The sequence below is a fragment of the Pyxidicoccus caerfyrddinensis genome, assembly GCF_010894405.1.
Lineage (GTDB): Bacteria > Myxococcota > Myxococcia > Myxococcales > Myxococcaceae > Myxococcus > Myxococcus caerfyrddinensis.
This window is the reverse complement of sequence record NZ_JAAIYA010000012.1, coordinates 26,411-48,980: the sequence shown is the minus strand read 5'-3', so window position 1 is coordinate 48,980 and position 22,570 is coordinate 26,411. Positions and strand designations below refer to the sequence as shown.

General features: G+C 71.1%; 14 protein-coding genes. 5 read left to right on the top strand and 9 right to left on the bottom strand.

The genetic code is table 11. From position 1 onward, the window contains the following. Positions 1 to 58 precede the first annotated feature (58 nt). Positions 59 to 631 carry a MarR family winged helix-turn-helix transcriptional regulator gene (locus G4D86_RS27855; RefSeq protein WP_163997093.1) on the top strand — a complete coding sequence of 191 codons (573 nt, stop codon included), beginning with the start codon at positions 59 to 61 and terminating at the stop codon, positions 629 to 631. 108 nt (positions 632 to 739) lie between these two features. Here G4D86_RS27855 and G4D86_RS27850 read toward each other — a convergent pair whose 3' ends face one another. The 5 genes from G4D86_RS27850 to G4D86_RS27830 all read right to left on the bottom strand — a co-directional run bounded on the left by G4D86_RS27850 (position 740) and on the right by G4D86_RS27830 (position 12,384). Further along, positions 740 to 3,343, bottom strand: coding sequence for a DEAD/DEAH box helicase (locus G4D86_RS27850; RefSeq protein ID WP_163997092.1), 2,604 nt, complete (start codon positions 3,341 to 3,343; stop codon positions 740 to 742). Between the two features lie 25 nt (positions 3,344 to 3,368). Beyond that, the gene (locus G4D86_RS27845; RefSeq protein ID WP_240360510.1) at positions 3,369 to 4,283 is read right to left on the bottom strand and encodes a spermidine synthase; all 915 of its coding nucleotides are present in this window, start codon (positions 4,281 to 4,283) and stop codon (positions 3,369 to 3,371) included. Between the two features lie 137 nt (positions 4,284 to 4,420). Beyond that, positions 4,421 to 9,166, bottom strand: a complete 4,746-nt coding sequence (locus tag G4D86_RS27840; RefSeq protein WP_205519770.1) for a HEAT repeat domain-containing protein — start codon at positions 9,164 to 9,166, stop codon at positions 4,421 to 4,423. 120 nt (positions 9,167 to 9,286) lie between these two features. After that, a complete protein-coding gene (locus G4D86_RS27835) occupies positions 9,287 to 10,720 on the bottom strand; it encodes an aldehyde dehydrogenase family protein (RefSeq protein ID WP_163997090.1) in 1,434 nt (477 codons plus the stop codon). Positions 10,721 to 10,746: 26 nt separating this feature from the next. Continuing rightward, positions 10,747 to 12,384 (bottom strand): acetolactate synthase large subunit, encoded by a 1,638-nt coding sequence (locus G4D86_RS27830; RefSeq protein ID WP_163997089.1) that lies wholly within the window; start codon positions 12,382 to 12,384, stop codon positions 10,747 to 10,749. A 101-nt stretch (positions 12,385 to 12,485) separates the two neighbouring features. Between G4D86_RS27830 and G4D86_RS27825 the strand changes: the two genes are divergently transcribed. Next, entirely contained in the window at positions 12,486 to 13,370 is an 885-nt protein-coding gene (locus G4D86_RS27825; RefSeq protein WP_163997088.1) for a LysR substrate-binding domain-containing protein, read from the top strand. Positions 13,371 to 13,475: 105 nt separating this feature from the next. Continuing rightward, the gene (locus G4D86_RS27820; protein ID WP_240360509.1) at positions 13,476 to 13,991 is read left to right on the top strand and encodes a hypothetical protein; all 516 of its coding nucleotides are present in this window, start codon (positions 13,476 to 13,478) and stop codon (positions 13,989 to 13,991) included. 119 nt (positions 13,992 to 14,110) lie between these two features. On the opposite strand, the gene G4D86_RS27815 is transcribed toward G4D86_RS27820, so the two are convergent. Then, positions 14,111 to 14,863 (bottom strand): ZIP family metal transporter, encoded by a 753-nt coding sequence (locus G4D86_RS27815; RefSeq protein WP_163997086.1) that lies wholly within the window; start codon positions 14,861 to 14,863, stop codon positions 14,111 to 14,113. Positions 14,864 to 15,081: 218 nt separating this feature from the next. Here G4D86_RS27815 and G4D86_RS27810 point away from each other — a divergent pair, with 218 nt between their 5' ends. Next, positions 15,082 to 16,512, top strand: coding sequence for a protein kinase domain-containing protein (locus G4D86_RS27810; RefSeq protein ID WP_205519769.1), 1,431 nt, complete (start codon positions 15,082 to 15,084; stop codon positions 16,510 to 16,512). A 9-nt stretch (positions 16,513 to 16,521) separates the two neighbouring features. On the opposite strand, the gene G4D86_RS27805 is transcribed toward G4D86_RS27810, so the two are convergent. The 3 genes from G4D86_RS27805 to G4D86_RS27795 form a co-directional block, all read right to left on the bottom strand. Continuing rightward, the gene (locus tag G4D86_RS27805; RefSeq protein WP_163997085.1) at positions 16,522 to 17,613 is read right to left on the bottom strand and encodes a trigger factor; all 1,092 of its coding nucleotides are present in this window, start codon (positions 17,611 to 17,613) and stop codon (positions 16,522 to 16,524) included. A 6-nt stretch (positions 17,614 to 17,619) separates the two neighbouring features. Next, a complete protein-coding gene (locus G4D86_RS27800; RefSeq protein WP_163997084.1) occupies positions 17,620 to 18,681 on the bottom strand; it encodes a hypothetical protein in 1,062 nt (353 codons plus the stop codon). Between the two features lie 265 nt (positions 18,682 to 18,946). Continuing rightward, positions 18,947 to 19,648: a sigma-70 family RNA polymerase sigma factor gene (locus G4D86_RS27795; RefSeq protein ID WP_163997083.1), complete on the bottom strand. Its 702-nt coding sequence runs from the start codon at positions 19,646 to 19,648 to the stop codon at positions 18,947 to 18,949. On the opposite strand from G4D86_RS27795, the gene G4D86_RS27790 reads away from it, so the two are divergent. Beyond that, a complete protein-coding gene (locus G4D86_RS27790) occupies positions 19,632 to 22,559 on the top strand; it encodes a serine/threonine-protein kinase (RefSeq protein ID WP_163997082.1) in 2,928 nt (975 codons plus the stop codon). The two genes, G4D86_RS27795 and G4D86_RS27790, sit on opposite strands and share 17 nt — an antisense overlap. Positions 22,560 to 22,570: the final 11 nt, after the last annotated feature.

Sequence of the window (22,570 nt, the reverse complement as noted above, 5' to 3'; positions counted from 1 at the left end):
CTAAATGCGCCGGACCTCCTGGCTTGTCAAGTCGGTATCGTCCCGATACCTTCTCTCCATGGCCGTCGACCGCCTCTACTCGCTGCTCGAGCGCCTCGGGAACCTGCTGCGCACGGAGGAGCGGGCAGCGGGGCTGCGCCATGGGCTGCAGCCGGTGCACCTCCAGGCGCTGCGCTACCTGCAGTCGTGCAACCGCTACAGCAACACGCCCGCGGCTCTGACGGAGTACCTGGGGCTCACCAAGGGCACGGTGTCCCAGACGCTCCTGCTGCTGGAGGAGAAGGGGCTGTTGCGGAAGGAGGCGGACACGGAGGACCGCCGCGTCGTCCACCTGCACCTGACGGACGCCGGGCGCACGGTGCTGAAAGAGGCCATTCCCCCGGCGCTCTTCAAACAGGCGCTCGCGGGACTGCCGGGTGGGGGCGAGGCGCTCGAAGAGGCCCTCACCGGGCTGCTGCGCGGCGTGCAGGCGGCGAATGCCCAGCGGAGCTTCGGGGCGTGCTCCACCTGCAAGCACTTCCGGCGGGAGGGCCCGGGGCGCTTCCGCTGCGGGATGACCCAGGAGCCGCTCTCGCGCGAGGACAGCGTGCTGCTGTGCCGGGAGCACGAGGCCGTGCCCCCGGGTCACTGAAGCGCGCGCTCAGCCGGACCTGGTCATCAACTGCCGCGCCGTCTGGGACGGCACGGAAGAGCCGGAGGCGGCGAGAAGGTCCGCGGCGGCGGCGATGGGGCCCCTACGTCATCGCCGTCCGTGTCGTCGTGGCGCACGCCCCGCCGTGCGCCCGTGGCCGCCCTCGCCCGCCTGTTCCAGCTCGTCGGACGTCCACGGCAGGTCGAGCTGGTCCTGCAAGTCGTACAGCGTGTCGCCGCGAACGAGTCCACGGCGGCCACGGCGCACCCGGAAGCGCACCGGCCTGTCGAAGGGCGGAAGCTCCTCCTCCACCAGGGTGCGCGCCAGCTTCTCCGGCAGGTCCAGCCACACCACGCCGTGCGGAGTCCCCTCCTCGTCCAATTCAACGTCGTAGACGAGCGGCACCGCCTGCTCCCGCACGAAGGCTCCCGCCGGGAGCGCCATGAACCGCGCGCGCACGTCGGGTGGCACGAGCGACTCCACGTCGAGCGTCAGCGGACGCGCGAGAAACGCCGCCATCGAGTCCACACCGTCGAGCAGCGCCTCGTAGCGCGCCGTCAGCTCCGGGGCTTCGAGCCCCGGCGTCTGTCCTCCCGAGCGGCGCCACACCTCGCGCACCGCTTCGATGCGGGGCTGGTTGCGCTGCACGTCCGGGTGGTGCGCCTCGCCCCTCGCCAGGGCCTCCGCGAGCGCATGCCGCGCCCGTCCGGCCAGCTCCGGACCCCACGCGTCCAGCACCTCGACCTCGCGGTCCAGCTCGAAGCCAGAGTGCTCCAGGCTCCGCTCCTGCACGAGCGAGTGGTGCCGCGCGTCGTAGGCGATCTCCGGCTCACCCCGCCGCGCGTACCTGCGCAGCAACTCCAACGGGACCTGCGTTCCCTCGATGGAAGCCTGGGTGGTGCCGGAGCGGTCGGCGAAGTAGCGGATGGGGCCGGCCACCGCGCCAAAGCTCCCGCACACGCTCGTCTTCGAGATGCGCACGGGCTCGCCGTCCGCCGTCAGCTCGTCGATGACGACGTCGAACGGCATGAAGCACGCAAGCAGGTCGGTGAAGCGCAGGAGGACGTCCTCCTCCGCCATCGGCATCCGCGCGGGCAGTGCCACGCCCACGCTCCGGTAGACGCTGGCCATGGCGAGCGCCGCATCCTCCACGGCCTTGACCAGCACGCCGCGCCGCTCGGCCCACCGCGCCAGCTTCTCCGCGTCGAACACATGGCGCGGCAGCCCGTACACTTCACCGACGGAGCCCGCCTCCCGGTACGCCTCGGCATACAGGTTGTACGCGGTGAGGTGGTCGCTTCCCGGAATGAGCACCCCATCCAGTTCCCGCACCTCGCGCGTCATCCGGTGCAGCGACTCGATGGCGCTGCACACCGCGAGGACGGGCAGCAGCGCGTCCTCCGCGTTGACGATGAGCTCCGCCCAGGCGCGCTCCACCGGGAGCGCCTCCACGGCCCGTCCGTATGAAGTCAGCCGGCCCTGCTCATCGACGATGTTGCGCGCCTGCAACCGCTGGAGCGCCAGCGCATAGGCGGCGCGGTCCAGCGGCACGGGGAGGTCCAGCGCGTCCGCGCGGACACCCATGGCGGCGGCGGAGAGCGCGACGCGCTCCGAGTCTCCGGCGAGCTGGAACTCGGGCGTCGTGGGACGGAGCGCGAAGAAGTCGATGTCGCGGTCGCTCAGGATGAAGACGCGCCCACCCTCCACGCGGCCATGGACTCGGCCGGCCATCTGGAGGAGCTCGTTGCTCCCCAGGTGGACGCGCGTGAGCACGTTGCGTCCCTGCGCGACGAGGTTGGCGAAGCGCATGTCGTCGATGACGACGGTATCGAGCCCCGGCACGTTGAGCGCGCTCTGCCCCGCCGCCGTCATGGCGAGCAGATACGGCCGGGGCTCCGTCCCCTCCAGGAAGGGCCGGATGACCCGGATGGGCTGCCCGCCGTGGTAGTACGCCGCGTGGATGCGAGGCCAGTTCCTGCGCACGTGCGAGGCCACCTGCTCCACAGCCGCGCGCGTGGGGAGGAAGACACCCACGCCGCGCCGTCCCGCCTCCACCTCCCGGAAGAAGGCCCCGTCCAGGAAGCCGAGCAGCTCCCGTCGCTCCACCTGGACGCGGGCCGCCTTCGCCGCGTCGTAGGCGGACACTTCGATGGCCTCCGCGCTGTCCAGGTAGGCCACGTAGAACGCGGGGTCCACCGTGGCCGACAGCCAGATGAAGCGGCACCCCACGTGCTTGCCCAACGCGAGGCACAGCTCCAGCTCCGCCGACGTCTGGTGGATTTCGTCGATGATGAGCGTGTCCTGCGGCTGGATGTCGCCGTGCTGGAACCAGCGCCGCGCAATGCCCGTCGTCACGATGACCACGTTCCAGCCCGGCGTCTCCGGCGTCGCCTCGCGCTCGCGGTTCACCACTCCGACCTTCAGCGGTGTCCGGCCTCCGTCGCCAACGAGCTCCTCCGCGATGGGCCGGATGGCGAGCGTCTTTCCGGTGCCCGTGCCGGCGACGATGCCAAAGCCCTTCCCGGCGCGCGCTAGCTCGCGCACGTGCGCGCCGTGGTGCCGTTCCAGCCACGTCTCCAGGCGCAGCCCCAGCGCCAGCTCGATGGTTTCACAGGCAGCCCGCGTGGGAGCGATGACAATCACCCGTCCCCGTCGCGGTGCCGCCGCGGCCTGGGACTCCGGCGGGAGGAAGTGGTCGGTGGGAGTCCTCACGGCGGACAATCACGCACGGCGCCCCTCAAGGCGCAACCGTGGCCGGCGGGTCTTCGAGAATGGCCTGTTCACTCCCGGCAGTCCCGGGCGCCTCGTCGAGCCGGTGGGCCACGCGTGCACGAAGGCTGAAGGGAATGCCTCGTGAGCGCGTCAGTCGCTCCGCGCGGGCCTTCAGCGCGCCTCGGGCGGGCTTCTCCGGGTGCGCCAGCGCCACGAGGATGCAGTTGGCCGTCTCCTCCACGTCGAAGGCGTAGAGCTGCGCGAAGCTCGCGTGCCAGGTACGGACCATGGCGTGGAAGAACGGATTCGGGGTGCGGACGACATTGCTCACCACCGCGCCGCCCGGAGCCAGCCGCGCCCGGGTCGCCAGGAGGAACTCCCGCGTCGCCAGGGGCCCGGGGATGCCGCGCGGGCCGTACGCATCCAGGATGATGACGTCGTACGGAGGACCGGGCGTCTCGATGAAGCGCCGGCCGTCGGCCACATGCGCCTGGAGCGCCGCGTCCTCGTGGAAGCCGAAGTAGCGCCGCGCCACCTCCAGCATCCCCGCGTCACTCTCCACCGCGTCGATGTGGGCCCTGGGCAACACGGCGCGGAGGAACATGGGAATCGCGCCGCCGCCCACGCCCACGACCAGGATGCGACGCGGTGCCTCCACGAAGGCCAGCCCCGCGACCACCGCCTGCGTGTAGGGCAGCTCCAGCCGCAGCGGGAACCCCTGCCCCACCACGCTCTGATACGGGCCGTCCCACTCGAACTGGAGGTAACGCCGACCCGTCCCATCCTGGGTCACGATGACCCGGCTCTCCGGCGCCCTGCCCACGTGCAGCACCGTGCGTGGCCTCGCGAGCGAGCGGGCACGGCGGGACAGGAGCCGCACGCGCCGCCGGACACCGCCGCGCGGAGCCGCGCCTCTCCGCGCCATGTGTCGTCGACGCAACCATGTCCTTCCAACCCACCCCATGCGCGCATCTTCCTCGATCCATCCGAGCTGTCGTTTTTCAAGAACCACTGAGACCTGCTCTCGCTGCATCGGCGGCGGGTGCCCTCACGCTCAGGCCTTCGAGCCGGGCTCCGTCACGCGGTGCCGGCCCCACGCAGGCGAGGCTCCGAGGCCTCCTCCAGGCTCGTGATGACCCGGGCGAGCATCGCGCGCCGGTCCGGGCGGGCATGCGCGAGCTCCCCTCGGAGGAGGGGCAGCGCGGCGTCGCCCATGACGAGCAGCCCCTCCAGCGCCGCGCGTGCAACGGGATTGCGGCGGTCGTGCAGCAGGCCCGCCAGCTCCGCCACCGCGGGACGGTGCCCGCCGAACGCGAGCGTCCGGATGGCCCGGACGACATGGCCCGCTTCCGGGTCCTTCAGCAGCTCGCGCGTCACCTCCAGGTACTGCGCCCGGGAGACCAGCGCCCGCAGCAGCCGGTGCGCGCGCAGGCGCACCGCGGACTTCCGGTGGGAGAGCAGCCCGGTCAGCCGCTCGACGACGTGAGGCGCCCGCCGGAGCGCCATCCACTCCAGCGCCCTCGGGTCGGGCTCCGGGACTTCCCAGGCGAGCGTCTCCAGCCTCCGCTCCACGTCGCGCAGCAGGTCGGGCGTGAGGTTCCTGTCGAGTGACGGGTCATCCAGGAGAATGGGGGCCAGGGCGTTGACGACGTCCGCTCGCAGCGCCGGGGTGGTGACCAGCACGAGCAGCGCGCTTCGCACCTCCGGCCCCTGTCGTTCGAGCCCTTGCAGCAGGGCAGCCAACGCGGAGCCATCCTCCTTCCGGTTCGCGAGGTCGATGAGCCACGTCCCCATGCGGAAGGCCTCGTCGCGGCGTCCCCACGATGCAAGCCCTCCGAGCACCCGCAGCGCCACCTCGCGATGGTCCTTGTCCTCGTGGACGATGCGGAAGAGCGCATCCTCCAGCGCGCGGCCTTCGATGGCGTGAGCGGACGCCCCTCGCTGGAGCAACTCCAGGAAGTGCGTGCGCTCCAGGCCCCGCGCCCGGGTGAACAGGGCCAGCAGCTCGGGGCTCCACACCACGTCGCTGGCAAGCACTTCGAGCACCGCGGTGTGGCCCTCGCGGAGCATCGGGAGGATGAAGGGCAGCACCCGGGTGGCCGGGAGCGAGCGAAGCGTGTCCGCCGCCATCGTCCCCGAGCGCCCACGTCCCAGCCGCCACACGTCGAGCAGGAGCGTGACGTACGCCGGCAAGAGGCGCGTCGCCGGCCGGAGCCCATCGAGCAGCTCGACCAGGGACTCCAGCCAGAGCTCTCCCTCCAGTCCCTCCTCCACGGAGCCGAGCAGCTCGCGGAGGGCTTCCAGGTCCCCACGCTCGAGTGCCCCCGGAGGCACCCACCGGAGCGGCCGCTCGTCACCGAGGTCTTCGAGCAGCGACTGGAGCCGGGGCAGTCCACGAACCCGCCAGAGCTGTCGCGCGGCCTGCCGTCGGACCTCGACGTGGGCATGGGACAGCAGGTCGACGAGCAGCGCCTCGTCCTCGTCCGACGTGGGCATCCCCAGGGCGGAGAGCGCGGCCATGGCGAGCCCATGCTCATGATGACGAGCCAGTCGCCGCATCGCCGCACGGGCCGCCTCCGTTCCCACGTCCCCCATCCACCGGATGAGCGTCCCGAGATTCGCGGGCGTGGCTGATTCCGCCGCCTGAACGAGCGCAGCAAGCAACGCCTCTTCCGGGACGCGCGCGCCCCACTCCTTGCGGACGGTCTCCAGCAGGTCCGGGTGCGGCCCCCGCGCCACGGCGTCGAGCACCTGGAGCGGCGGCACCTCGCGCAGCGCATGCGGCACGAAGAAACGCCGCACCGCGGGTGAGCGGGCCTGGACGAGGGCCTCCAGCAATCGCGGGCCGGACAGCTCGCCCGCGAGGACGAGTCGCTCCGCGCCCCAGAGTGCCACGCGCTCATCGGGCAGCGCTGAAGCCATCCGGGCCTCCTCCACGGACAGCACGGCCCCGAGCCGATGCATGACGGCGAGGGCTTCATGCGGCTCGATGCGTGCGTCCGCCCAGGCGCGGCGGACGTCGGCGAGCGCGCCCACCCGCTCGGGCTCGGACAGTCGCGCGGCGAGCACCGTCAGCAGGGAGAGAGCCAGTCGTCGCGGAGCGGACTTCGGGCCGGCCAGCAGCGCACGAATCACCTCGAGGTGCCGCTTCAGGACGGCCGCCCGCGAGTCGGTGAGGCTCACGCTGGCCGCCGCCGAGAGCAGCTTCGTGAAGTCCTCTTCCGCGGCTTCGAGCATGGCCGCATCTCCGGATGACAGCACGTCGTCCATCCACGCCAGGTCCGCGTCCAGCCTTCGCTCACGCAGCAACCAGGCCAGCTCGGGGTCATCGGACGTGGCGGGAAGCCAGTGCGACAGCCCATGACGACGCAGCAGCACCGCCAGCTCCGCGAGCGCATCCCCCGGCAGCTCGAGGACTCCGCCCTGCACTGCATCGAGCAGCACCTTCGCGGAGCCCGTCCCACGCCGCAGGAGCGCCACGAGGGCGCGGGGCGGGAGCACACCGGAGAGCACCTCGCACAGCAGCCCCTGCTCGCGAGGTGAGGCGGCCTCCTGAAGCGCCTCGAGCACCGTGGCCACAAAGCCGCGCCCGCAGGCGGCACGGAGCGCGCGGACCAGGGATTCACGCAGGCCAGGGTTGTCGTGGCGTCGCAGCCAGCCCAGCATCACACCGACAGGCGCCGGCCAGCCGGGGCCCGCCTTCGCGAGCGCCTCGGCGGCGGTCTTCTTGATGTTCATGTTGGGGTGGTCGAGCCCCGCCGCGAGCAGCGGCACCGCCCACTCCACCTCGAGCTCCCCGAGGCCGCTGAGCGCCTGCCGCAGGCGATAGATGTCCTCGGAGCGAGCGAACGGAACCAGCCACGCCACGGCCCGTGAATCCCCGGAGCGCGCGAGGCACTCCAGCGCGAGCTTCTGCACGTGCACGCTCCCGTGGCGAAGGAAGCGCCGCAGCCGCCGAGCGAGCGCAGGATGCTTGCGGCCGACGAGCTGTCCCAGCACCCGCTCGAGCTGCGCATCACTCAAGTCCCGCTGCTGGAGCTGGTCGAGCAGACATTCCGCGAGAACGAGCGCCCCTGCGTCCCCTTCCGATGCGCAGGCGAGCAGCGCGCGCGGACGCACGCGGCCGCTGGCACGGAGTCCCCGCCCCACGTCGGTGATGGCCTGGTGCGCGGCGGACCGGACGCTCTCATCCGCGTCGAGCAACAGCTCACCGAGCGGCACGAGTGCGCGCCGCCGGGCCTCGCGGCCGAGCTGTCCGATGGCCTGGAGCCTCAGCGGATGCTGCATCTGGAGGGCGATGCGTGAGACCTCGGCAAAGGCCGCGTCGCTGTAGACGGGCTGGAGGCTCGCGAGCACCTCACGGCCAGGCTCTCCCTCGGCGGGCCAGGGGATGGCCGCCGGAGGTGCATCGTCGAGCGCGGCCACCAGGTCGAGGGCCTCGGCGCGCCACTCCGCGGTAGTCAGCCCCGGATGGGAGCGGAGGAACTCCACAGTGCGCTCACCGCCCAGATGACGGAGCGCCTCCAGGCAGGCCCAGGGCTCTGCATCGAGAGAGCCGAGGATGGCCTCTTCGGAAAGCTCATGTCCCTGGTGTCCGAGCGCCTCGATGACCTCGGGCCAGAGCGGACGCGCTTCGGGCCGGACGAGCAGGGCGCGAAGCACGTTCAGGGCCTCTGGACCGTCCAGTTCCCGCAGGAGCGCGAGGTGGCGGGGGAAGTCCGCGTCCGTGGCGGGAAGCCCCCATAGCGGGTCGACGTACTCGCGCTGCCGGAGGCTCAGCACCTCCGCGATGACGTCAGGCGCGACTGCCGGGCTGGAGAGGAACAGCTCACTCACCAGGGGCACGTCGTCCGGCTCACACCGCACGCCCCGCCGGTAGAGCGTCTGGAGCAGGCCCGCGCACGTGGGGCCGAAGAACAGCGGGTCTTGCCGTGAGACGAGGAGCGAGAGCCGCAGCTCCTCATGGCCCGCGAAGGGAGCCAGCAGCGCCATGGCCTCGCGCCGCACCGGGCGCCACTGCCGCTCGTCCTCCAGCACGAGCCGCAGCGCGGAGGACTCGCCCCGACGGGCCAGGGCGCGAAGAGAGGCGATGGCGAGCCGCTCCGAGCGTCCGAGCAGCGTCTGGAGCGCGTGGACGGAGGGCCCCAGGTCCGCCCTCGCCGCCCAGGGCTCCGCGAGCAACTCCGCCGCCTGGAGCGCCACTCGCGCGTCCGTGGCTTCGAGCGCACGCGACACCAGCGCGAGCGCATGGGACAGCGTCACGAGCCCCTGGTCGAGCGCCCCGACCAGGTGACGAAGGCCCGCGAGCTGGACCTCCGGGTCCGGGTGCGCGCACAGCGCCTCGACCAGCACCTCCGCGTCGGACGCATCGGCGGGATTGAGCTGCTGCACCACACGGAGCAGGAGCGTTCCTCCCGGATGAGCGGCCAGCTTCCCGGGCTCACGGAGGACCTCCGTGACGAGCCACGCCACCTCGGCTTCGATGGGCCGGGGTCCCCTGCCCTCCGACAGGGACGCCAGTCGCGCCACGGGAACATCGGCAGGCAGCAGACGGGCCAGTTCCGCGAGGAGGACCTGCGACTCGGGCGCACACGCGCCGATGGCCGTGGGCAGTGCGTCCATCAGGAGTGACGGTGTGTCACCGCCCTCCAACCGTTCCAGACGCCGCTTCAAGTGCAGCAGCGCGGCGTGGACCTCCTCGGGGTCGCTCGCGGCAAGTAAGGCGCGAAGCTCCGCTGGGGTCAGACGCTCGGTGCGGAGCCGCTGTTCGAGGAGTGCGCGGCTCCGACGTGGAGTGAGCTCGACGGGCTGTGAGTGCGGCATGGGGACCCTTATAGGCGGAGGGGCGGCAGCCCGGCGTGCCCCGAGGGACGGAGCACGCGCCGCCGTCTGACTCCGGCGCCCGGGCCCTGCCGCCAGGCCGCCATGATGGTGCGGAAGGCCTTACCCCTGCCTGAGCACGAGCAGCCGCAACTCCGTCATGTCCTCCATGGCGTACTTCACGCCCTCGCGGCCCAGCCCCGATCCCTTCACGCCGCCATAGGGCATGGTGTCGACGCGGAAGCTCGGCACGTCCCCGACGACGACGCCGCCCACCTCCAGCTCGTCCCAGGCCCGCATCGCCCGCGAGAGGTCCTTCGTGAAGAGGCCCGCCTGCAGGCCGTAGCGGCCGTCATTCACGAGGCGGAGCGCCTCCTCGAAGTCGCGGAACGACTGGAGGAGCACGACGGGCCCGAAGGCCTCCTCCGCGCACAGCGGCTCGTCCACGGGGACTCCCTCCAGCACGGTGGCCTCGAGCAGCGCGCCGCGCCGCCCGCCTCCGGCCAGCACCGTGGCGCCCCGCTTCACCGCCTGCTGAATCCAGCCTTCCAGCCGCCGCGCGGCGGGCTCGTCAATCATCGGCCCGAGCGTGGTGGCCTCGTCCCGGGGGTTGCCCGCGCGCAGTGCCCGGGCCCGCGTAACGAGTCGATCCCGAAGCGCGCCGTACAGCTCCTCGTGCACGAGCACACGCTGCACGGAGATGCAGCTCTGGCCCGCCTGGAAGAAGGCGCCATGCGCGATGCGGTCCGCGACGAAGTCCAGCTGCTCGCCCTGGTCGCGGTCCACCACGCAGGCCGCGTTGCCGCCCAGCTCCAGCACCACCTTCTTGCGGCCGGCGCGGGCCTTCAAGTCCCAGCCCACCTTCTCCGAGCCGGTGAACGAGAGCAGCTTCAGCCGGTCGTCCTCGATGAACGGGCCCACGTCCTCCAGGCGCGTCGGGAGCACCGAGAAGGCGCCCTCGGGCAGGCCCGTCTCCGCGAGCACCTCCGCCATGAGCAGCGCGCTCACGGGCGTGCGGTCCGACGGCTTGAGCACGAAGGGGCAGCCCGCGGCGATGGCCGGCGCCACCTTGTGCGCCACCAGGTTGAGCGGGAAGTTGAACGGGGTGATGAAGGAGACGGGCCCCACGGGCACGCGCTGCGTGAAGCCCCGGTAGCCCGCCGTGCGCTTCGACACCTCCAGGTTCAGGACATCGCCCCCGCCGCGCACAGCCTCCTCTGCCGCTGCCTTGAAGGTCTCGATGAGGCGGGTGACCTCGCCCCGCGCGTCGCGCAGCGGCTTGCCCGCCTCGATGCAGAGCGCGAGCGCGAACTCCTCGAAGCGCTCCTGGAAGCGGCGCACGCAGTGCTCCAACACCTCCTGCCGTGCGTACGGGGCCAGCTTGCGCATGGGCCCCGCGGCGCGCACCGCGGCGGCGATGGCTTCCTCCACGGCGGCCGCGTCGGCGACGGCCACGCGCGTGACGACTTCGCCCGAGTACTTGTCGGTGACGGGCAGCTCCGCGTTGGGCTGCCGCGGTCGGTTGGCCAGGTAGTACGGGTAGCGTTCAGCCAGCATGGTGTTCCCCACTTTCTCTCGCGTGTTCACGGCTCCACCGCGCTCTCGACACCGGCGCCGAGCGCCCGTGCGTTGTCCGAGTAGTCGATGGGCAGGTCGATGACGTGCACGCCGCCCGACTCCAGGCAGCGGGCGAGCGTGGCGCCGAACTCGGTGGCGCTCCCCGGGCGGTGTCCGCGTGCGCCATACGCCTCCGCGTAGCGGACGAAGTCCGGGTTGCCCAGCGCCATGCCGAAGTCGGGCAGCCCCATCTCCCCCTGCTTCCAGCGAATCATCCCATAGCCGTCGTCGCGCACCACGACCACCGTCAGGTCCAGCTTCAGGCGCACCGCCGTCTCCAGCTCCTGCGAGTTCATCATGAACCCACCGTCGCCGCAGACCGCGAGCACCTTGCGTCGCGGGTGGACGAGCTTCGCGGCAATCGCCGACGGCAGGCCCGCGCCCATGGTCGCGAGCGCGTTGTCGAGCAGCAGCGTGTTGGGCCGGCGGCTGCGGTAGTAGCGGGCGAACCAGAGCTTGTACATGCCGTTGTCCAGGCACACGACGCCGTCATCCGGCATGGCGCGGCGCACCTCCGCGACGAGCCGCGCGGGGTAGATGGGGAAGCGGTCATCGGCCGCGCCACTCAACAACTGTGCGTCGAGCCCGGCGCGGGCGCGCTCGAAGGGCGTGAAGTCCCAGTGCGAGCGCGGGCCGACGCCCTCCGCGATGCGCCACACCGCGTTGGCGATGTCTCCCGTCACCTGCACCTGCGGGAAGTACACGGGGTCGACCTCGGCGGAGGAGAAGTTGAGGTGCACCACCGTGCGCCGGCCGTCGCGCATGACGAACGGGGGCTTCTCGATGACGTCGTGGCCCACGTTGACGATGCAGTCCGAGGCCTCGATGGCGCGGTGGACGAAGTCGCCGTCGGACATCGCCGCGGTGCCCATCCACAGCGGGTGCGTTTCATCCACCACGCCCTTGCCCATCTGCGTGCTGAAGAAGGGCATGCCCACGCGGTCCACGAAGACGCGGAGCATCTCCGAGGTGAGCTTGCGGTTGGCCCCCGCGCCAATCATCAGCAGCGGGCGGCGGGCCGAGGCGATGGCCTCCACCGCCTGGGCAATGGACGCCTCGTCGGCCACGGGCCTGCGGCTCACGCCGGGCGACAGGGGTGCGGCGTCGGTGGACTCACGGGCCACGTCCTCGGGCAATTCCAGATGTGTGGCGCCGGGGCGCTCCTCCTCCGCGCGGCGGAAGGCCTCGCGCACGGCCGAGGGGACGTGCTCCGCCGAGACGAGCGTGCGGGTGGACTTGGTGAGGGGCCGCATCATTCCGACGACGTCGACAATCTGGAAGTGGCCCTGCTTGCTGACCTTGATGGGCTTCTGGCCGGTGAGCATCACCATGGGCATGGCGCCGAGCTGGGCGTACGCGGCGGCCGTGACGAGGTTGGTGGCGCCCGGCCCCAGCGTCGCGAGGCACACGCCCGCTCGTCCGGTGAGCCGGCCCTGCGTGGCGGCCATGAACCCGGCCGCCTGCTCATGGCGCGTGACGATGAGCCGCATGCCCGCGGCGCGCATGGACTCGAGCAGGTCCAGGTTCTCCTCGCCGGGCAGTCCGTAGATGCAGCGCACGCCCTCGGCTTCGAGCGCTTTGACGAACAGGTCTGATGCCTTCATCGGGTGCCTCTCCTTCGTGGCGAGGAAGATGTACCCGTGGGGCTCGATTCGTACATTCGTTTGTTCTCATCGACTCGATAGATGGCATCTATGATGGCGACATGGAGCTCCGACACCTCCGCTACTTCTCCGCCGTCGCGGACACGCTGCACTTCGGGCGCGCCGCGCGGCGGGTGCACGTCTCGCAGCCCACACTGTCGCAGCAGATCCGCCAGTTGGAGGAGGAGCTGGGCACACCGCTCTTCGAGAGGGCGCGCGCCGGGGTGCGGCTGACACAGGCGGGGGAGCTGTTCCGCACCTACGCGTCCCGCGCGCTGGAGGACGTGAATGCGGGCCTGTCCGCGGTGGGGGCGCTGAGGGGGCTCACCACGGGGGCGCTGCGAGTGGGCTACCCGCCGAGCATGCGCGGCATCGTGGTGCCCGCGCTGGCCGCGGTGCTCCGCAGACACCCGGGGCTGGCGCTGAGCGCGGAGGAGGCCGTGGTGCGGCGGCTGGAGCGGAGGCTCGCGGATGGCAAGCTGGACGTGGGGCTGGGCTATGCGCCCGCGCGCCTGCCGGACCTGGATGCCGAGCCCGTCTTCGACAGCCGGCTCGCACTGGTGGTCGGGCGGGGACATGCGCTGGCGGGCGCGGAGTCCGTGGGGGTGAAGCTGCTCGTGGAGGAGCCGTTCGCCTTGTTGTCACGCGGGCTGCGGGTGCGGGCCCGGGTGGATGCGTGGTTCGCGGCGATGCGGCTCGCGCCCCGGGTGGCGCTCGAATCGAACGCGGTGGCCACGGTGCTCGCCATCGTCCGCGCGGGACTGGCCGTCACGGTGCTTCCCGAGCCGCGGCTCGCGGACGCCGAGCGCCTGGTGGTGAAGCGGTTGTCTCCGGCGCCACGCTCCGAGCTCGCCGCGCTCCTCTGGCGCAAGGGTGCGCCACGCCCGCCCGCGGCGGAGCTGTTCGCGGCGGAGGTGCGTGCGCGTGCGAAGGAGGACGTGGGGTGACTCCTGAACATCAGTCGTGCCTGGCCTGACGAATGGGCGCAATATCGTCGCGGTCCACAACCCGGAAGGAAGCCCTTCATGCGTTTGCAGCACGTATTCGCCGCCATGGTCCTGCTGGCCACGTCCGCGCGTGCCGACGAGCTCAAGCCCTTTCAGAAGGAGGCCAAGCTCTCCTTCGAGAAGTCGATCTCCAGCGCTCTGAAGGACGCCAACACCGCGTGTGGCACCAGGCTCAAGGTCAAGACCAACTTCAACTGGTTCAATCCCAAGGACTGGGACGGCGTGGGCTACGAGGACGCCTGCAAAGAGGTGCTCCTTGGCCTCGCGGCCATGTGCGAGCGACCCGAGCACAAGAAGGCCCTCGCCAAGAAGGTGACCGGCGTGGCGTGCCAGTTCACGTGGAACCTCCCCGCGGACGTGGCTCAAAACGGAGGCATGTACGGTGCCCTCAACCCCGAGCACCTCGACAACAAGAAGAAGGCCGGCACCAATGACACCAGGCCGCGCAACGTCTCGATGTGGAAGGGCTGGCTCTTGTACCAGATGCACAAGGGCGACAAGACCATCGCGGACGACACCCGGACCGTCCTCGAGGAGGCGCTGAAAGCCGGTTCCCGGTAGGACCCATTCCGCAGGGGATGAGCCTCATCTCCCGCCTGAAGGGCTGACCTCTCTCAAACTCTCGTGGGACATCCCCGCGCCTGAGAGCCCCCTGACGCGTGACGTGAAGGAGCCCGGCCTCAACCTCCGAGCTTGCTGAGCACGAACGCGGCGAGGAAGCCGAGGACGGTGATGAGGCCCGTCAGGTTGTGGGTGCCCTCGGTGGCCTCGGGAATCATCGTGTCCGCAAGCATCGCGAGGATGGCGCCAGCGGCGACGGCCGTGGTTGCGGCCACGACGGCCGGCGAGAGGTCTCTAAAGACGACGTAGCCGACGAGGGACGAGAGCCCGGAGATGAGCGCGATGCTGCTCCATACTCCGAAGATGTACCCCTTCGTGCGCCCTGCCCGCTTCATTCCCGCCGCGGAGGAGAGCCCCTCGGGAACGTTGGAGAGGAAGACGGCGGCGACGGCCACCGTGCTCACTGCGCCACCCGCGATGAGGCTGACGCCGATGACGATGGACTCGGGGATGCCGTCGAGGAGCGCGCCCACGGCGATGGCCGTTCCACTCCCTTCCGCGTCGGACTCGGAGGGCTGCTGGCCGGAGCGCTTGCGGTGTCTGGCCCCGCGGTTCGCGAGCGCGAGATTGGCCAGGCTGTAGACCCCGGCGCCGGAGATGAAGCCCAGGGCCGTGGGCACGAAGCCCCCCTGGTGGAAGGCCTCGTCCATCAAGTCGAAGGAGAGCGCGGAGATGAGCACGCCCGCGCCGAAGGCCATGATTCCGGCGATGAGGCGCACCGGAAGACGGAAGGCATAGCCCACGGCCGCCCCCATCAGCAGCGCGCTCCCCGCGAGCAGTCCCCAGAGTCCGGCTTGAAGCCACAGCGGCATTCCTGCTCCTCCCGCGCCCGCGACTGGCGTGCGAAGCCGCACACCGTATCCGGACCTGGCAGCTCACCGTATCCGCCCCTGCCCCATGTCCGAGCCCGCGTCTTGAATCAGGCGATTGCGGCTCCCACATCCACCCAGGGGATTGCGCTGACACCGACCTACTCCGCGAGTAGTCTCGCCCGCCAGCGGAGGACCTGCTCCTCCTCGCGAGGCCAGTCATGGAGATGGGCGACCTGAATCCGGCGTACCTGCCCCCTGGGACACAGGTCGGACCGTGGCGCGTGCTGGAGCAACGAGGCCGAGGCACCTACGGCGCCGTCTACCGCGCCGAGGGTGTGGAGGCGGCGGCGGACATCGTGGCCCTCAAGCTGGCCCTGTACCCCTCGGATGCGCGGTTCACTCGCGAGGTGGAGCTCCTCTCCCGCATCCGTCATCCGGCCGTGCCCGCGCTCAGGGACCATGGGCAATGGAGGAACCCGGAGGGCCCGCTCTACCCCTGGCTCGCGATGGAGTTCATCGAGGGCCTGCCGCTCTATGAGTGGGCGCGGAAGCAGCGGCCCACCTCCCGTCAGGTGCTCCAGCTTCTGGCTCGACTGGCGCGGGCGCTGGAGTCCACTCATGCAGTGGGCGGAATCCACCGGGACGTGAAGGGCAGCAACATCCTGGTGCGGAATGCGGATGGGCACGTCTTCCTGACGGACTTCGGCTCCGGACACCACCTGGGCGCCGCGACGCTGACGTCTCAGGCGTTTCCTCCAGGGACGCCGGCCTATCGCTCGCCAGAGGCGTGGACCTCCGTGCTTCGCAGCGGCAGGAAGACCTGGGCAGCGCCCTATGCGCCCACCGCCACGGATGATCTCTTCGCGCTGGGAGTCACCGCCTACCGGTTGGTTGCACAGCGGTATCCACCGTCAGAGCCCCCGAAGCGCGCGGCGTCGGAGCGCTGGCGCCTTGAAGACTCCGGTGCCCGATCCGCACGGGCGAGCAACAGCCGCTGTACTCCGGTGTTGGACGACCTCATTGCCCGGATGCTCGCTCTGCGTCCTGATGCACGAGGTAGCGCGCGCGAGCTGGCCGAAGCGCTGGAGAAAGCCGCCCGGACAGTGGGGGCCGCTGCGGATGTGCCTCTCTTCACCGGAGACGAGCCTCGGCCGTCTGATACCTGGCCCCCCCGTCACTCGGAGCCCCGTCCATCTCGAAGGAGACGCTGGCCCTGGCTCGCGGTGGCGAGTCTGGGTGGGCCGCTGGCCCTGGGTGTTGGATGGATGCTGCGAGTGCATCCCGAGGAGGAGCCCGCGCAGGCGGAGGTTCCGGTGAGCGTGGATGAGAAGGATGGTGGCACCGTGGCCGTGGGGGACTCGGCGCTGACAGCACCTGTGTCTTCACCCAGGACACCCTTTGCATGGGCAACCATCGCAGTGGACCTTCCACCCAAGCCTCTTCCAGGACAGATCCGCCCGGATGCCACGGGGCGATGTCCCCATAGAATTTACGTTCCCATCAATGGTGGGTGTTGGAAGAAGCTGGCGGCGGACCCGAAGGACTGCGCGGAGGTGGAGTACGTGTACAAGGGCACGTGTTACACGCCAGCATTCGCACCCGCCCGCCCGCCCACCTCGAACCCCACGAACGACCCTGACTCTCGATGAGCACCGAGCTCACTCGAACGTGAGCGCCATCTTCGACAGCACGTGGTCCAGCACCGCGGCATGCATGACCAGGTTCTCGAACCGCTGAAGCACCGCGGGGCTGGAGTCGAACAGCTTCCCCAGCTCGTCCGAGCGCGCATTCGCGGCCTCGGTCACGGCGTCATGGAGCGCCTCCGCGTCGGCATACGCCGGCCGCACCCCATCCCGCACGGCAATGGCCTGGAGCGCCAGCGCCGCCTTCAGCCGCCACTCGGCATCGAGTCGCGTGGTGGCATCGTTCCTCCACCCCTCCCACGCCTCCGCCAGCTCGTCTGAATTGAATTCCTTCTCGACGAGCACCGGGCACTCCACCACGGCCCACCGGTGGCGGATTTCCTCGTCGATGAGGCCCTGGGGCACCTCCACGTCCGTCCGCTCCACCAGCGCATCGAGCACCCGCTCCTGGAGCTCCCGCCGCGCCGCCACCTCGCGCTCCTCCACCAGCTCCTCCGCGAGGTTCCGCAGGACGTCATCGAGCGTGTCGCCCGAGTCCAACAGGCGCACCAGCTCCTCGGGCCCGGCCTGCAACGGCGTCACCTCGCGCGCCGCGCGGATGTCGACGATGAACCGCGCGGTGGCCCCACGCAGCGAGGCGACCGCGTAGGTCTCCGGAAGCACCAGCTCCACCCCGAGGGAGAGCCCCACCACGGCCCCGACCATCGCCTCGAAGAAGCCGGGGAGGAGCGGCTCGGGCGTCACGTCGGCCCACCAGTCCGCGCGGACCGAGAACGGAATGAGCCTGCCATTGGCATAGCCCACCACGTCCAGCAGCACCTCGTCTCCCGCCGCGACCTCCTCTCCGGGCGCGCGCTCCCGGCGCGGTGCTCGCTCGTGGCACAGCGCATCGAAGCGCTCCAGGATGTCCTCCTCCGTGACGGGCGCCCGCGCGGGCACCGCCACCGAGAGCCCCTCCAGCGAAGGAGCCTGGACGGAAGGGAGCCGGACCGCGCCGGCGCCATCCAGCGCCAGCGCGCCCGCGGAGCGCTTCAACAACATCAGCCCCTGGAGCTCTCCCAGGGACGACTCCGCTCCACCCTCAGGGGAGCCAGGCTGCATCGACATGGGACCTCACCAGAACTTGAGCTTGCCGAGCGCCTTCTTCGCGCCGTCCTTCACCGCGTGGCCAATCTTCTCCGGACCGACGGCCCCCACGATGCTCGACACGGTGGAGACGGCTCCGCCCACCTGCGAGACGATGGGGATGTTCGTCGCCGCCAGCGCCGAGCCAGCCGCGGTGATGCCCGCGGTGACCTTCTTGCCCACCGACGCCTTCGGATCACGCAGCGTCGAGTAGAACGCCGCACCGTCCGCCGCGGCGATAGCGACGTTGAGCCCGGGGACGAAGCGGCCTCCAGCCTTGCCGGCAACCTTCGCGGCCTTCAGGCCCTGGGACGCCATCGCCTTCGAAGCGCCGTTGGCCACGGCCTTCTTCATCTTCGTGTCGGCGACGTGCTTCAGGTCCCGCACCGACACGTCACCGCCCGCCCGCAGGTACTTCTGGGCCATCTGCTTCGCGGTGGTGCCCGCCTTCCGCTGGATGTCGGCCCGGTAGTGCGCCGCGGTGTCCGGGTTCGGGTGCAGCCGCCCCGGCCGGGCCGCCTGCCCGTCGATGGCGTCGCGGAAGCCCTTCGTCACGGCCTTCACGTTCTTCCGGGCGTCGCGCAGCTCGGCGAAGCCCTTCGCGGTGTTGAGACCCACGGACGCGAAGCTGGCCGTCGACCCCAGCGCCTTCTCCGCGCGCTCGCGGTTCCAGCCCTGCCGGAAGCCCGCGCGGATGTCGCTCACCATCGACGCGCCGGCGAACGGGAGCTGCGCGACGCCGAGCGCACCGCCCAGGCCCGACGCCGTCCGCGTGAAGGGGGTGTTGCGCGCGGTGACGGTCCGGTGCGCATTCTTCGAGATGTTCCACGGGCCGAACTGCAGCTTCTCGGTCCGCACATCGCGGCCGCCCTTCGCAATCATCCCGAGGTCGGCCACGCTCTTCACGCCGTTGGCGCGCAGGCCGTTGCCGTCGTTCTTCTCCGCCACGCGGTCGATGAGGTCCTTCTTCGGCTCCTTCTTCTTCGGCGCGGGCGGCTTCGGCTCGGCCTTCTTGATGGGAATCCTGGGGGCGTCTCCAATGGGTCGCATGGCGGGGCTCCGGGGGGAGTGTTCGATGTGTATTGTCGACAGCCGGGATTTCGAGTTGCGCAATGACTCTCAATCGCCGACACATTTCACAGACACACGAAACAAAGACAATACAATCCCATCCACTCAAGCCGTGGACTGGAAGGAACGAGAAAAGAGCTGCCTCGTTTCCAGGACACGCACGCGCGCCAGGTGGCGCACGAGAATCAGTGGATTCCGCGCACCCCTGCATAAGCCCTTGATATCCGTGTGTTTTCGCCGTGCCTCAGAGCGGCGTCGGGTCTCGCATGGCGGTGCGGATGCTCAGGTCCAGCTGGCTCTGGAGCTCCCGCAGCAGGCTGCCGAGCGCGGGCGTGTCCACGCCAATGCGGGCCGCGAGCCGTACACGGACCTCGGTGCGCAACCACTCACGTGACTGCGCGAGCCAGCGCTTCACAGTGGAGCGGTCGACGCGGTAGGCGCGGGCAATCTGCGCCGTTCCCAGCCCCTCCACCAGGTGCAGCCGCAGCAGCGTCCTGTCTCGCGACGGCAGCGCCTTCAGCGCCTCCTGGAACACCTCGGTGAAGTCCTTCCGGTAGCGGTCCTTGATGTAGCGCCGGTCGGCCTCGTCGATGGGCGCGGCGGCCTCCTCCAGCTGGGAGTCGTCCAGGCCCACCGCACCCTTCCGCTCACGCAACATGTTGAGCGCCGTGCGCAGGGCCGCCACGCGAAGCCACGCCAGCAGTGTGCCCTGCCCGGCGTAGTCCAGAATCCGGGGCGGCCGCGCTCCCTCGGGAACGAAGAGCTTCACTCGCAGGAGCTGGAGAGCCTCGTCCGTGGTGGTGACGTCCAGGCCCCTCAGCAGCAGGGACTTCTTGAGCGGAGGAATGAAGCGTGACTCGAACGAGGTGAGCGCCGCCGCGTCGCCCCGGGCACACGCTCGGGCGAGCGCCAGGTCTTCCTGAGGGTCCGTGTCGTTCATCGTCATGACCACCCGCGTCGGCTATCGTTCCCTCGTCATGGACTGCCTCGACACCCGACAACTCTTCGCCTTCGCACGGGGCGAGCTGGGCGCCGGAGAGGCCGTGACGGTGGAGCAGCATCTGGATTCCTGCGCCGTCTGTCGAGCGCTCCTCGCGGAAGCCGCGCGTGCCCAGGACGACGAGGACTCGCGGAGCACCGGCACCGAAGAGGCGGAAAACCCTTCACCTCCAGTGCGCCCATGGCTCCACCGAGGGGCCCTGCTGGGACGCTATGTGGTGCTCGAGCGGCTGGGCGCGGGAGGAATGGGCGTCGTCCACGCGGCGTATGACCCCGAGCTGGACCGCCGTGTCGCGCTGAAGCTGATTCGCATCGATGCGGTGCGCCCCGCCCGGCAGGAAGAGGCCCAGGCGCGGCTGCTGCGGGAGGCACAGGCCACCGCGCGCGTCGTCCACCCCAACGTGATTACGATTCACGACGTGGGCCGCTTCGGGGAGCACGTGTTCCTCGCCATGGAGCTCGTGGACGGCACCACGCTTCGCGAGCACATGCGCCGTCAGGAGGGCCCCCGGGACTGGCGCGCGCTGTTGGAGCTGTTCCTCCAGGCGGGGCGCGGGCTGGCCGCGGCGCACGCGCAGGGGCTCGTCCACCGGGACTTCAAGCCCGACAACGTCCTGGTGGGCCGGGACGGGCGCGTCCGCATCACCGACTTCGGCCTCGCGCGCATCGTCCAGGGACTGGAGGACTCCCAGGAGCCCACGTCCGAGCCCCGCCCGAGCGGCCTGCGGGCCGGGTCGCTCACACGCTCGGACCAGGTGCTGGGCACGCCGGCCTACATGGCGCCCGAGCAGACGCGCGGAGCGACACCCGATGCCCGCAGCGACCAGTACAGCTACTGCGTCGCGCTGCATGAAGCGCTGTATGGCCGGCGTCCGTCCCCGCCCGACGCCACGAGCGGAGCGCGCCCCACGCGAGAGGCGGGCGTGCCGGCCTGGGTGCACAAGGCCCTCCTCCAGGGGCTCTCGACGTCGCCGGAGCTGCGCCACGCCTCCATGGACGCGCTGCTCCGGCAACTGGGCCGCGCACCGGGCGCGACGTGGCGCAGGGTGGGCGTGGCCGCGGCGGCGGGGCTGGTCCTCGTCGCCGGAGGCGCGGCGCTCCATCGGTCCACGTCGGGAGACCCGTGCGAGGGCAGTGCGCAGTCCCTTGCCGGGGTATGGGATGCGCCCCGGAAGAGCACCGTGCGGACCGTCTTCGCGGCGAGCCCCCTCCCCTTCGCGCCGAGCGCCTGGCGCGAGGTGGAGCGCACGCTGGATGGCTACTCGCGCGACTGGGTGGCCGCGAGCCATGAGGCCTGTGTCGCCACGCGGGTGACGGGACTGCAGCCGGAGCGACTGCTCGACAGGCGCGTCATCTGCCTGGACCAGCGCCTCAAGGACTTGTCGGCCGTCGTGGACACGCTGGCGGGCGCGGACGCGCAGGTCATCCAGAACGCGGCGCGCGCGGCCCATGGGCTGGAGAGCCTGGCCCCGTGCGCGGACCTCGCGACGCTCGCCGCGCCGGAGCCGCCGCCCGTGGATGAGCCGACGCGGCGGCGGATGGAGGGCATCCGCACCGGGCGCGCGGCGGTGCGCGCGAAGCTCAATGCCGGACAGGTGATGCCCGCGCTGGAGCTCGCGAGCACGGTGGCCCGCGAGGCCCACGAGGTGGGCCACGGTCCGCTGGAGGCCGAGGTCCTCGACCTCCTCGCGGAGGCGCAGGGCCAGGCGCGGCAGTACCGCGAAGCCATCCGGACATTGCACCGGGCCATCCAGGCCGCGGAGTCCAGCCGGCATGACCGGCAGGCGGCGGAGTCCTGGGCCGCGCTGGTGCGGCTGCTCAGCTTCGTGGGCGCGGAGCTGGACCCGGACGAGGAGACACCGCGCCACGCGGCGGCGGCACTCGAGCGCCTGGGCGGGGACGCGCGCATCGAGGCCATGCTCTCGCGCAACCTCGTCAGCCTCCACCGCGCCCGGGGCCGGCTGGCCGAGGCCCTGGAGGAGAGCCACCGCGCGCTCACGATGGCGCGGAAGACCTTCACGGCGGAGGAGCCGGAGCTCGCCACCGCGCTGCTCGGCGTGGGCCAGACGCTCGGGCTGCTCGGGCGCCACGAGGAGGGCCTTCCCTTCCTGCTGGAGGCGGAGTCCATCTACGCCCGGACATATGGCCCGGAGCACCCCAACCTGGCCGTCGTCCTCGACTCCATCGCAGTGCACCAGGTGCAGGCGGGAGACGCCGCGGGCGCGCTGGAGCACGGCAGGCGCGCCCTGGCCATCTTCCAGCGCGTCCTCGGCGAGGAGCACCTGACGACGGCGAGCACCTTCCACAACCTCGGCGGCTTCCTGCTCGAGCTGGGCCGCGCGGAGGAGTCCCTCCAGTCCTTCGAGCGCGCGGCCCGCATCCGCGAGAAGCAGCTGGGCCCGAAGGACACGAAAGTCGCCTCGTCCCTCTCCGGCATGGGACGCGCGCTCGCGAAGCTGGGGCGCTACCCGGAGGCGGCGGAGCACCACGAGCGCGCCCGGGCCATCCGCGAACAGGTACTGGGGCCCGACAGCGTCCAGGTGGCCATCGACCTGCTGGGGCTGGGCGTCGACTTCGTGGGAATGGGCGCGCCGCGAAGGGCCCGCGCGCCCCTGGAGCGCGCGGTGGCCATCTTCGAGCGGGAGCCGCGGGAGGCGGCGGGTGCCAATCTGGCGGATGCCCGCTTCGCGCTCGCCCGGGCGCTCGCGAGCGAGCCGCGAGAGCTGGAGCGGGCGCTCCGCCTCGCGGGCGACGCCAGGGACTACTACCGGGGCCTCCCGCGAGGACGCCCCCGGGAGCTCGATGCCATCGAGCGGTGGCTGGAGGCCCGGAGCCCGTCGCCCTCCGCCGCCCGGTGAGGGCTACCCCA